Source organism: uncultured Caldilinea sp., assembly GCF_937128415.1.
Classification (GTDB): domain Bacteria; phylum Chloroflexota; class Anaerolineae; order Caldilineales; family Caldilineaceae; genus Caldilinea.
Genome location: NZ_CAKZMJ010000032.1, coordinates 20,201 through 32,300, shown reverse-complemented (window position 1 = coordinate 32,300; position 12,100 = coordinate 20,201). Strand labels below are relative to the sequence as shown.

The following is a 12,100-nucleotide window of genomic DNA, read 5'->3' as shown; positions in this document are numbered from 1 at the left end:
ATGCGACGTCCCGCTTCTGTGCGCACCCCCTGGCTGTTCGTTGTGCTGCTGTTGACCGCATTGATTTTTGTCGGCGTCACGCGTATGGACATCGCGCCGGGGGCGACTTCCCTGCGCGAAGTTGGCTTTGAATGGGTGATCTTGCTGGCGGGCGTGGCGTTGCTTCTGGGCGTCGCCAATGTGGTCTGGCTGCACGTTCGCCGCATCCTCCTCGGGCAACGCGACTGGATGCTGAGCCTGGCGTTGTTGGCGGTGCTGACGGCCGTCATCGGCGCCGGCCTGCTCAGCCCCGCTGGCGTCGTCAACCCCCTGCTCGACTGGATCTTCGACGCCCTGATTGCGCCGGGACAGGCTGCGCTGTACGCTCTGCTGGTCTTTTTCATGGCTGCAGCGGCTTTCCAGCATCTGCGCGTTGGTCGTCGCGGAGGCGCCTGGATGCTGTTGGGCTTTCTCCTGGTTCTGCTGGTGCAGACGCCCTTCGACGGCGCAGCGCTGGGACTGGGCGAAATCAGGGGCAGGCTGGCGAACGCAACTCAGTGGCTCCTGGACGCGCCGGTGATGGCGGCGCTGCGCGGGGTCCTCTTGGGCGGCGGCCTGGCTCTCCTTGTGACGGGAATCCGACTCTTGCTGCGAAGAACTTGAACGCATGGCGACTCTCCTCTGCCCACACTGCGGCGCTTCCAATCGCGTCGGAGCGAACTTTTGCAATCGCTGCGGGGCCGATCTGCGCACACCGGACGCGGACGTCGGCAAGACCTCGGACGCACCGGCTGCAGCGGGTGCACAGCCCTCAAGCGCCGAAGGTGAGCAGCCCTGGCTGGACCCCCACTTCCTGGGCGATGACGACGTCCCATTTGAAGAGGAGGAGTTGGACGTCAGCAGTGAGATGACGCCGCCGACGCCTGCAGCCCGGCTGGTGAGCGGCGTCCAGGGGCTGCTCGAGCCGCTGCGCATCGCCGCCCTTCCAGAGGAGCAAGGCGCGTCGCTTCCCTCGCCCATTCCGGCGGAGTCGCTTCTGAACGCAACCCAGATGCGCCAGGTGCGACAGTGGATGGCGGAGGAGACGTTTGTCGGCGCCGAAGTGCAGCAAGCTGCGACGCAACTCCCTAAACTCTGGCTCCCCTGGATTTTCCTGCTGATGGGCATGGGCGTAATCCTCCCGCTGCTATTGGGCCAATCCCCTTCGCCTGGCGAGCCTGTTCGCTGGGAAGGCGTCGAGTCCGGTTTTCAAGCCATCGAAGCGCTGCCTCCCGGTGCGCTTGTCCAGGTGCTTTGGGCGTATGATCCGGCGACGGCTGGCGAGATGGAGCTGCTCGCTGCGCCGGTGTTGCGCCATTTGCAGAGGCGACAGGCCGTCCTCGACATCGTCTCGCTCTTGCCCAATGGACCGGCGACCGCACGACGCCTTTTCGCCTCTCTCGCCAAAATGCGCGGCGTCGATTTGTTAGGGATTCCCGTGCCGCCGGCGGTCGATGTGCGTTTTTTGCCCGGAGGCGCCGTCGCATTGCCCTCGCTCGGCTCTGTGCGCAGCCAGCTAGCGATAGTGCTGGCGGCTCAGCCGGAGGATGTGCAGCATTGGCTCGAGCAGGTGGCGCCGCTCAATCGGGCGCCGGTGGTGGCGGTCACCGCCGCCGGTGCAGACCCGCCGCTGCGCCCCTATTGGCAGAGTGGACAGCTCGTCGGCCTCGTCAGTGGATTTGACGGCGCTTATCACTACGTGCACCTTCTTGACGAGACGCCTGCTCCAGTGGAGCCGAACCGAATGCGCTTCCAATTCGCCGTTCAACAGTACGGCGCCCTGACGATCCTATTGATCGTTGCGTTGGGCAACCTGGCTCTGCTGCTGCGAGGAGGGAGAGAGCATGGATAGCCTGATGGGGCCGGAGTGGGGAAGCGCCGCCGGACTCTGGATCGGTTTTGTTTTTACACTCCTCATCTTCAGCGCCTTGCTGGGCGACCATCTGTTGGCTAGGCTGGCGCAACATGTGCTGGTGGGCGCGGTGTTGGGCTACGCCGTCGTCGTGACCTGGCAAAGCATCCTTTCATCTCGCCTGGCGATGGCTTTGCGCGCCGATCCTCAGGGGCAACCGTGGAACTGGATTCCGGTGTTGCTGGCGCTCATCATGGCCGTCGCCGGTCTGGAGCGCATCTTTGCCCAAGGGCGAGCGTCTTCCGGGCGAAGCGGCGGGTGGCGTCGCGGGCTACGCGCGCTCGGCGCTGCGCCGGCGTTGGGGTTGGTCTCCATCGGCGTCGCGGTCGCTCTTATCGGCGCAGTGCAGGGCACGTTGGCGCCTCAGTTCCTCTCCACTGCGCGCAACGGCCTGAACTGGAACGCAGAGTGGACCATTTTCGCCGCCGGCGTCTTGACGCTGGTTGTCACCATCGCCTCTTTGCTCTTCTTTGTCGTCGACGCGGAGCGGCATCTGGCGCAGCAGCCGGTGTGGTTGCAACACTTCCTGCGCGCATGGCTCTGGATTGGCCAGCGCGCGCTGTGGGTGGCGGCCGGCGCGCTCTTTGCCCGGCTCCTGGCGTCTCGCCTGAGCCTGCTCGCCGCACAGTTGACGCACTGGTCGTCTACGCTTCAGTCGACCCCGATGGGCGAAATGCTGGAGCGTTGGTGGCGCATTGCAACCGGAGCCTGAAACAATGGCGCATTCATCGATTTCTGTGCAGCCCACCGGCCATGAGCGGGAAGCGCCCGCAAGCGGCGGCGCAACGGCGAACGACGGTTCAATCCTGGCCCTGGGCGTCGAGGTGAATCAGGTGCGCGCCTGCCTGCTGGAAAACGTCAACGGCGTCTATCGTCTAGCGGCCTGGAAAGCTTCGCCCCACCGCAAAGGCGAGAATCTGGCGACGGTCGCCGTCAGCCTTTGTCGTCAGATGGGCGACCGGCTGGGACGGCTGCTGGTGGACGTTGCAGCCGCCTCTCCGTTGCTCGACAGCCCAGACCCTGTGCGCTTTCCGCCGCTGTCCCACGTTGCGGTCGCCGCCAGCCCGCGTCCTCATGTGCGCGTCTGGGTGGCGGGTCTCTCGCCGACGCAGAGCATGGCCGCTGCGTATGAAGCCCTGTGCAGTGCGCCCGCCCATGTGATCGGCAGCACAGCGCTCGACGCCGACCTCAGCGTCACCGAACTGACCAATGCGTTGGTGACGGCGGCTCCCGACATGCTGGTGATCGTCGGCGGTTTTGATGACCCCGCCCCCGCAACGCACCGTTCCCTCGTGGAGCTCAGCCGCATCTTCGGACAGACGTTGAGTCGGTTGGCGCCGACGCAACGCCCGGTCGTCATATACGCTGGCAATCGTTGGGCGGCGCCTCATGCAGCGGAGGCGCTGCAGACGGCGGGCGGTGGCGCTATGGAGGCGGTCGCCAACGTGCAGCCCGCGCCCGGAGTCATTCAGAAAACCGCGCTGGCGCAGGCGTGCAACTTCTATTATTGGCGACTCAGCCGCCGGACGCTCGGTTTGCGTGCGCTGAGTCAATGGATCACTCCGCCTGGTCAACTGATCGGTCAGGAAAACGCCTTTGCGCGCCTGGTGCGGGTGTGGATGGAGCTGCATGGATTGCCGGAACTCCATGGGCTTTACTGTGCACCGCTCTGGTGGTTGCATGTGTGGACGACGCATGGCCGCTCGGAGATAAAAATGCGTTTTGTTGAGCCTCAGACTCGCCCGCCGGCGCTGGCGCAATGGCCGGCGTTGCAGCTCGTCAGCGGCGAATGGCCGACCTCCTTATGGGCGCAGCCCGAGCTCTTCTGGTGGGATCGCAGCGGCATGGCGCCGATGGTCGCCGCCGTCGGCCAAAGCGCGCCGCAGGCGATGTTGCAGGTGCTGCGCAACGACCTGTTGCGTATGTATGGTTCTCATCTTACATCGACCAAATGAACGCATCGCTACAGACCCGCTGCGACAAACCCTCTTCACTAAAATAGCTTTTGATGTAGTGATAGGAGGTGCGCAGTTAACCCGGCGATCGATAGAGTGGATTGAGCAAACAGGCGGCGGTGGTGGTAAGGTGCAGCCCTCACCCTTCGGCCCCTCTCCCAAGGCTGGGAGAGGGGAGAGCCCTCACCCCCGGCCCCTCTCCCAAGGCTGGGAGAGGGGGAAGGAGGCGCCGTCGCTGCGGTTCGCAGCAGATGCTCCAGATTCACCGTAGCTGCGGCTCGCAGCCGCAGACCCTCGGCAGACCCTGGAGCTGCGGGAAGACCCTCACCCCCGGCCCCTCTCCCAAGGCTGGGAGAGGGGGAAGGAAGCGCCGTCGCTGCGGCTCGCAGCAGATGCTCCAGATTCACCGTAGCTGCGGCTCGCAGCCGCAGGCTCTTGACAGGCCCAAAGCCGTGGGGATGCCCTCACCCTCCGGCCCCCTCTCCCAAGGCTGGGAGAGGGGGAAGGCCCTCACCCCCCCGGCCCCTCTCCCAAGGCTGGGAGAGGGGGAAGGAAGCGCCGTCGCTGCGGCTCGCAGCAGATGCTCCAGATTCACCGTAGCTGCGGCTCGCAGCCGCAGGCTCTTGACAGGCCCGAAGCCGTGGGGATGCCCTCACCCCCGGCCCCTCTCCCAAGGCTGGGAGAGGGGGGAAGAATTGCTGAATTCCATCCAGCTTCCTGGAAGGTCATGTTTTATGAAAAGGTTTCACCTAACTGTGTGACTTCTAGTGGTAAAAAAACAGGTGCAGACGCGGAGAGAATGCATGACAACAATAACTGCAACTTCGAGCCACGTGAAACTGGCCTCCACCGATTTCCCGGTGCATCCGTTGATTCAAAGGCGCTGGAGTCCGCGCGCTTTCGCCGATCGTCCGGTCGAGCCGGAAAAACTGCTCTCGCTGTTGGAGGCGGCGCGTTGGGCGCCTTCGAGCGGCAACGGGCAGCCGTGGCGCTTTCTCCTTGGCGTGCGGGGAACCCAGGCGCACACTGCGCTGGTCGAAGTGCTGAAGGAAGGCAACGCATCTTGGGCGGCGCAGGCGCCGGTGCTGATGCTTGCGGTTGCAAAGATGACGACCAGCAGCGGCCATCCCAATGCACATGCTTTCTACGACGTCGGGCTGGCGGTGATGAACCTGACCTTGCAGGCTACGGCGCTTGACCTGTACGTGCATCAGATGGGCGGTTTTTATCCGGAGAGAGCGCGCCAGCGCTTCGCCATCCCAGAAGATTTCGAGCCGGTCACAGCGATTGCGATCGGTTACCTGGGCGACCCTGAGATGCTCGATGAAAAGAACCGGGAGCGCGAACGTAACCCGCGCAGCCGCCGCCCGTTAAGCGAATTTGTCTTCGAGGGGCGCTGGGGAGAGCCGGCGCAGATTGTAAGCAAGGCGCAACCTCAATCATAGAGGTGGCGTGCATTCACTGCTGCTTACATTCGATCATGTTTTGTTGCGGCTCGCCGGAACAGAATGCTCGTCCCTGGAGACTTTTCCCTCCGTGCTGGCGCCCAACGGAAAGAAGCGTTACAATATAACAAGAGATGATGCAAATCTATTCTCAACAACAGAGAAGGATGCGTGAATGAATTTCAAAAAATTTGCAGAACGTTGGCGGTCTATTCATCTGCACTGTTTGTTTCGCTGCACCCTCGCTCTGGTGTTGCTGACGATTGGCATCGGTGGAACAGGGGAAATTGCGCGCGCCGACGAACGCGCAGCGGCGCCTTCCCCTTACAGCAACGGCGCCTTTGCGCCCGGTTCCACCCTGCCTCTTTTCCCCATCACGGCCAATCTTCCGCGCCCGGTGGAAAAACCGCCGTTGCCATTCACAGAGCCGTTGGTGGGCCCATTGATCAAACGAGCGCCGATGAACGACATCGAAAGACGCACCACCGCCTTTCTTCCCACGGAAGAATTCCTCTCCCGTCTGACCCCAATCGAGATGCCCGATGAAGATCGCTGGATTCGCGTCGACCTCAGCGAACAGGTGACAATTGCCTATGAAAACGGCAAAGCGATCCGCGGCTTCGTGATCTCCTCCGGTCTGCCGAGAACGCCTACGGTCACAGGGGAATTTCGCATCCGAATGAAAGTGCGCGCGCAGACCATGTCGGGAGGCAGCGGCGCTTCTTACTACTATTTGCCGAACGTCCAGTGGGTGCAATACTTCTATGGCGAATATGCATTTCACGGCACCTACTGGCACAGCGATTTTGGCAGGCCCAAGAGCCGCGGATGCATCAACATGACCAATGCGGACGCCAAATGGCTCTTTGACTGGGCAGGACCGGTCTGGGACGGCAAGACCACCTGGTTCCGGAGCACACCGGACAATCCTGGCACGCTGGTGATTGTGCATGAATAGAGACTTCGGACGGACGTCAACGATGCGGGGGCGGCTTCAGCCTCTGTACAGATGATGACGAACCGGCTGCTCAACCAACCTGTTGAAGGACAATAGCCACCATATTGACGGCGGTGCGCATGACGACCATGTCCTCTTCGCTGTAGGCTGGAGCGTCAGCGGCGGCTTCGATGTAGATGGCGCCAAGGGGAGCGTCGCCAACAGTGATAGGCGTGATCAACGCCTGACCACTTTCATTGTAATAAAGATTCTCCGGCGACTCCAACGGTTGGGAAGGGTCGAGGAAGAGCGATTGACCCGCGTCGGTCGTCCAGATCAGCAGCTTCTGCAGCTGGCTCAACAACAGCAACGGGTCGCTCTCGGAGCGACTGACGCAGATCAGATCGTGAAGGCTACGCGCGCCGGGCGTCTCTATGGCAAGCCGATGCAACGCATCGCCGATCAACGCACGATGAAAAACGATCAGAACCGTCGTGGCGCGCATCAGCTCTGCAATGCCGTTGAGGACGATGGAGAGAATTCTGGGCGAAGACTGCGAAGCAGCGAGCAACCGCGTGAACAATTGAAGACCAACCAACTGGCCGGAGCGCTCCTGCAATTCTTCCTGAATTTGAGCGCTTATGACAACCCGGGCGGCAATCTGGGCGAATTCCACCAATTCCAGACGCAATTCGGGATCGGCAAAATAATGAGGGGCGCCGCCGCCTAAGATCAGGGCGCCGATCGCTACGTTCTCCTTGCGCAAAGGCAAAAACAAGACGGAGCCTCTGCGCGGCATCCAGGGAAACTCCTCGGGTTTGGGGCGCTCCTCTTTGGCGATGTCGTCGATCAACAGATAATCCGGCTCTTCAGGGTCCAGAGGCCGCACCAACGCATGCGCCAATTCACCCCAGAGCGGCAAAGGGCATTGTTTTTTCAAATAGCGGCGCGCATCGAGGACGCCGCGCAGATCGTGATAAAAATAAGGGCCGAGTTCGGCTTCACCCAACACCAAGGCGGCGAATGCCAGGGAGTGCCGTTGCCAGAGCGCATCCATCAGCTGGCTAAGCTCTTCGGAAAGCGACAGCGGAGCCGCAAAAAGCGACGTGCATTTCTCCAAAAACAGGAGTCGGTCAAACAGCCGTTGCAGCTCGCGCACGCTCGACAGAATGGCGGCGCGATCCGTTGCGTCCATGTAGCCTTGAGACTGTTCCTTCGCAAAACGGGCGACAGCCGTTTCGTCCCCTGCTCTGCCGGAGTTCGATGGAGCGGCGGCGTTCAAGGCGGATTCGATTTGGGCCAGATGATCTCCAATTAATCCTGCCAGGGAGACAACGCCGGAAGAAGTCAAATGCAACCTCCGAATTCTTTTTTGGGTTTGCAATCTACATCGTATTACATATAAGCTAATATGTAAACAGACTATACTCCAGTTCTCAGAGCGTGTTTATGGTGATCGACACTTTGCTGGACTCGCCCAAGCTGACGGGATCGCAGCCCTTGAAAATTCTGTTGGTGGACGATGAACCCGCCACCCTGCAACTCGTGCGTCGCATGCTTCAGGCCGACGGTCACGACCTGTACGAAGCCACCGACGGCGAACAGGCCGTCAAAATATTTGACGAAGTTCGCCCCGATTTGGTGTTGCTGGATGTGGTGATCCCCAAGATGGATGGCTTAGAGGTGCTCGCCGAGCTTCGCAAACGCGACAAAATGGCCGGCATCATCATGGTCAGCGCGCTGACCTCAGAACAGCTCGCCGTCAAGTCTATGCTCGGGGGCGCCGATGACTACGTCAACAAGCCTTTTCGTCTCAAGACGATCCGCCTGAGCATTCGTCAGGTGATGGACAAAGTTCGTCTGCGTCGACGCAACGCCAATCTCCAGGCGGAGTTGATTGCAGCCAACCAGCGGCTGCGGCAATATATGGCGAAGCCGCTGGTGGAGACGTTGCTCAGCAGCCCACAGCCGCCTCGTCTGGGGGGCGTCCGCGAAACGGTGACCGCACTTTTTTTGGATTTTTCTGACTTCACCTCTCTCTCTGAGACGTTGCCGCCCGACGATGTCGTGCAGATTTTGAACGACTACTACGCCTTTCTCACAAACATCGTCATCGAACATGGCGGTTTTATGGATAAAATCATGGGCGACGGGTTCATGGCGCTCTTCAATGCGCCGACGACCTACGTCGATCATGCAGAACGCGCGGTGCGCAGCGCAATCGCCATGCGACGGGAAATGTGCAGACGCAATCAAGACCGCATGCATCGCCTTTCTGCGCGCATCGGCATCCACACCGGTGAAGCCGTCGTCGGCAACATTGGCGCCTCCGTCCTGATGAATTATACAGCCATCGGCGACGCCATTAATCTGGCCAAGCGCCTGGAAGAGTCCTGTGAATCGAATCAAATTTTGGTCACGGTGGACACGCTCAGACATTTCAGCGAGCCATCGCCCCCCTGGGAGTCTATTGAGTTTGTCCCCCTGGGGGCGCGTCAATTTAAAGGACGAAGAGCCGCCATCGAAGTCTTTGCTGTGGAAGATCACTCTCTCAACGAGCTGGCGGCGGAATCCGTACGTTCGACGTCGATGTAGCAAATTCCGAGGCCATCTCCTTCAGGTCGAACCCCGCCTTAAAAAATCGGCCACCGCCTGCTGGACGCGTGGGTCGTAGACCATCCATGCATGCGCCGGATTGAGCACTCTAAGCGACTCACCGATGGGGAGCACAGAACTGTCGGGCGGCACTATCGTCAGGTCGAGCGGCGTCCAGATGGAGAGGAGGGGAACGTCTGTGAAATCGTCGAGATGCTGGTTCAGCGCCTCGATGAAAGGACCGCCCATCTGCATCTGACGCAGAGCAGGCTGCCAGGTCCACTGCGCAATGTACACCCCCCGATGAGGCGTGGAAATCGTGACAAAGCGGCGGATGCGCTTCTTGCCGCCCAACCAGTGCAAGATGACGCGACCGATGACGCCGCCCATGCTAAAGCCTACGTAATCAAACGCACCCTCCGGCTCAAGTTGTGCGTCGATCTCCGCCAGCGCCTGGGCGGCGAGCGTCTCAATGGGCGCCGAGCCATCGCTCGGCTGCGGCGAGACGATGACCGGCGAAAACCCTTGCTTTTTCAGGTGCTTGGCCATCGCCTCCATCTTGCTGGCGGTGTCCATCCAGCCGGGAATGAGGACGACGGGGATGGATGCGGGGGCCATCAAATGCACCTCGCTAACGGGAGATCACGGGAAACCACAGACGGGTTGGAGGACGGAAATTCGCCGTCAGTCTCCGATTCTCTGTGGCGGTGAACGCATATACAGGCTCGGTGGAAACTTCAACGCCCCCCTCTGTCCAGTTGACAAATGTGTAGCCGGGAGCCGCCGTAGCGGTCGCCGTCACCAAACTGCCAGGCGCAACGACGCCTCCCCCGCTGAGCGCGCCTCCACGCGAAGGGAAGGCTTCGAGCGCAATCGCCACGCGATCCGCCAACACGAGCTGCGCCGCCTTCAGCACGTCTAGACGACCGTGCCCGTAGACAGGATTAGGAGATTGAGGGATGTCGGCGCCGGTGCATTCGGTTGATGGGACAGGGACGGCGCTGTCAAGCAAAATCTGCTCGGTCTCCTCGACTTTGCCGATCAGGGTCGGATCGAGCGACCATAGCAAGGCTACGGCGCCGGCGACGTGGGGCGCAGCCATGCTGGTCCCACTCAGGGTGAGGTTCACCGTCGGCTGACCGTTGGAAAGGCGCCCCGCCGAACGCACGCCGACGCCCGGCGCCGTGAGATCCGGCTTCAGCCGGCCGCTGCCGTCAACGGTGACAGGGCCGCGACTGCTGAACCAGGCAACGGCGCCGTTGCTCGCGTGCGCGCCGACGCTGGTCACGGCGTCGTGCAGGCCGATCGGGTTTCTCACTGTGGAGCAGCCTGGCCCTTCATTGCCTGCAGAAGCCGCCACGAAAATGCCGGCGGCCCGCATCGTCTCCACAACCTGACGCAAGCTGTCGGCGTCGCAACCTTCCTGCGGCGGGCATCCCCAGGAGTTGTTGATCACATGCGGCGCCAGCTCTGGCCGCCCGTCGGTCATGGGGTCGCCGCCTTGCGGGAAGGGCGCCAGAAAGAACTCGAAGCAGGCGGTGTAGCTGGCCGGCGTGCCGAAACCGTTGCGCATGTTGCGACACGCAATCCAAAGGGCGTCCGGCGCCATGCCGATCACTGCGTCGCCCATGCCTGTGGCGTCGCCGACCACCGTGCCTAGCGTGTGGGTGCCGTGGCTGGTGCGCAGGTCATCGTCGCAAGGAATTTGAGGATCGGAAGGACAGTTGCGGTCAAGATTGGGGTCGCGCCCCCAGGCGTCGAACCAGTTGTAAGCATGCGTAGCCGTCATCGTCGCCGGGTTCCAGCCGCGATAAGCTCCCTGTAAGGCTGGATGATCCCACATGACGCCTGTGTCCTGGCCGGCCACCACAATTCCCTGGCCGCGAAACCCTAGCGCCCATACGTCATCTGCATTGGCGTCCACCAACCCCCAGGGCAAGCTTGCGCTCGTCGCCGACGGGGAAAAAGCCGGCAACGCCTCTCGCTTCAGCCAGGACGGTCGCTGCACGTCGAAGACCTCGAACCCGCGCACCAGCGGATTGCGCACCAGCCGTCCCACTTCAGGCCGTTGCGCCAGTTGTTGTGCGAGTTTCAGATCGCCATGCACTTCGAGCATATTGACCAGGTAGTGGGCTGTGTAGGAAACGCCTCGCGCGTCGAGCCAGGCGCGCAGTGGCGCCTGTGTGCGCCGGGCGTGCTCCGTCAGCGCCGCGTAGAGAGCGGCGCGTTTCGCCGCGATGTCCTCGGCGCCTGCGGCGGCGACCACCGATTGAGGGTCTATCTGTTCGTTCAAAATCACCAAAAAAGAAGCGCCGTCCGGAGAGGCGCGCAGCTCTTCCACCAACGCAGAAGCAATCTTGCCCCGGTCAGAAGCCGCCGGATCGATAGTTTGCGCCTGCACTGCGGAGAATCCGCTCAGGAGAAGTGCAAACGCAAACGCGCCCCAGAGCCACAGCGTCCACGCTCTGGAGCGTCCAACGATCATCGAGGATTGTGAATTGAGAGCCATGTTGCTGACGCTGACCGAGAAAGCTTCAAACTTACAAGCGAATTTGCAATTTCGCTGCAGCGATCGCCAGCATATCACATCTTTCAGGGAGAAAAAACGATGAGCAGCTTACAAATTGGCGACATGGCGCCTGACTTCACCGCCGTCACCGACAGCGGCGAGACGGTCTCGCTTCACGACTTCCGCGGCAAGCGGGTCATCCTTTATTTTTATCCGAAAGACGACACGCCGGGCTGCACCACCCAGGCCTGCGGCTTTCGCGACCACTACCCGGTCATCGAGGAGAAGAACGCTGTCGTCCTCGGCGTCAGCCCCGACAGCGCCCAATCTCATCGCAAGTTCAAAACCAAATACAACCTGCCCTTCACCTTGATCGTCGATGAGGATCACGCCATCGCGGAAGCCTACGGAGTGTGGGTGGAAAAAAGCATGTACGGAAAGAAATACATGGGCGTCGAGCGCAGCCACTTCGTCATCGACGAAAACGGCCGCATCGTCGACGCCCAAGTCAAAGTCAAGCCGGAAGACAGCGTAGAGAAAGCGCTCGCTGCACTCGGCGCTTAGAACGCGCTTGGCGATCTGCCGGGGCCTGCGGCTGCAAGCCGCAGCGACGACGCCTCCTTCCCCCCTCTCCCAGCCTTGGGAGAGGGGCCGGGGGTGAGGGCTTCCTTCACCCCTCTCCCAGCCTTGGGAGAGGGGCCGGGGGTGAGGGCTTCCTTCCCCCTCTCC

At 61.6% G+C, this 12,100-nt stretch carries 11 protein-coding genes; 8 read left to right on the top strand and 3 right to left on the bottom strand.

The window, feature by feature from the left end:
• The 6 genes from Q0367_RS04980 (at position 1) to Q0367_RS04955 (ending at position 6,288) form a co-directional block, all read left to right on the top strand.
• The gene (locus Q0367_RS04980) at positions 1-642 is read left to right on the top strand and encodes a hypothetical protein (RefSeq protein ID WP_298981139.1); all 642 of its coding nucleotides are present in this window, start codon (positions 1-3) and stop codon (positions 640-642) included.
• A 4-nt stretch (positions 643-646) separates the two neighbouring features.
• Positions 647-1,870, top strand: coding sequence for a zinc ribbon domain-containing protein (locus tag Q0367_RS04975; protein WP_298981138.1), 1,224 nt, complete (start codon positions 647-649; stop codon positions 1,868-1,870).
• The gene (locus tag Q0367_RS04970; RefSeq protein WP_298981137.1) at positions 1,863-2,642 is read left to right on the top strand and encodes a hypothetical protein; all 780 of its coding nucleotides are present in this window, start codon (positions 1,863-1,865) and stop codon (positions 2,640-2,642) included. The genes Q0367_RS04975 and Q0367_RS04970 overlap by 8 nt, the downstream gene beginning before the upstream one ends.
• A 4-nt stretch (positions 2,643-2,646) precedes the next feature.
• On the top strand, positions 2,647-3,885 hold the full coding sequence (locus Q0367_RS04965) for a glutamate mutase L (protein ID WP_298981135.1): 1,239 nt from the start codon (positions 2,647-2,649) through the stop codon (positions 3,883-3,885).
• A gap of 803 nt (positions 3,886-4,688) precedes the next feature.
• Entirely contained in the window at positions 4,689-5,330 is a 642-nt protein-coding gene (locus Q0367_RS04960) for a nitroreductase family protein (protein WP_298981133.1), read from the top strand.
• 175 nt (positions 5,331-5,505) lie between these two features.
• Positions 5,506-6,288 (top strand): L,D-transpeptidase, encoded by a 783-nt coding sequence (locus Q0367_RS04955; protein ID WP_298981132.1) that lies wholly within the window; start codon positions 5,506-5,508, stop codon positions 6,286-6,288.
• Positions 6,289-6,358: 70 nt separating this feature from the next.
• Here Q0367_RS04955 and Q0367_RS04950 read toward each other — a convergent pair whose 3' ends face one another.
• Positions 6,359-7,462 (bottom strand): GAF domain-containing protein, encoded by a 1,104-nt coding sequence (locus tag Q0367_RS04950; protein ID WP_298981131.1) that lies wholly within the window; start codon positions 7,460-7,462, stop codon positions 6,359-6,361.
• A gap of 254 nt (positions 7,463-7,716) precedes the next feature.
• Here Q0367_RS04950 and Q0367_RS04945 point away from each other — a divergent pair, with 254 nt between their 5' ends.
• Complete coding sequence (locus tag Q0367_RS04945; RefSeq protein ID WP_298981130.1) at positions 7,717-8,862, top strand: adenylate/guanylate cyclase domain-containing protein; 1,146 nt, start codon at positions 7,717-7,719, stop codon at positions 8,860-8,862.
• A gap of 21 nt (positions 8,863-8,883) precedes the next feature.
• On the opposite strand, the gene Q0367_RS04940 is transcribed toward Q0367_RS04945, so the two are convergent.
• Both Q0367_RS04940 and Q0367_RS04935 read right to left on the bottom strand, forming a co-directional pair.
• Positions 8,884-9,480, bottom strand: a complete 597-nt coding sequence (locus Q0367_RS04940) for a triacylglycerol lipase (RefSeq protein WP_298981129.1) — start codon at positions 9,478-9,480, stop codon at positions 8,884-8,886.
• 13 nt (positions 9,481-9,493) lie between these two features.
• Entirely contained in the window at positions 9,494-11,371 is a 1,878-nt protein-coding gene (locus Q0367_RS04935; protein WP_298981128.1) for a S8 family serine peptidase, read from the bottom strand.
• A gap of 99 nt (positions 11,372-11,470) precedes the next feature.
• Between Q0367_RS04935 and bcp the strand changes: the two genes are divergently transcribed.
• On the top strand, positions 11,471-11,935 hold the full coding sequence (bcp, locus tag Q0367_RS04930) for a thioredoxin-dependent thiol peroxidase (RefSeq protein ID WP_297640078.1): 465 nt from the start codon (positions 11,471-11,473) through the stop codon (positions 11,933-11,935).
• Positions 11,936-12,100 lie beyond the last annotated feature (165 nt).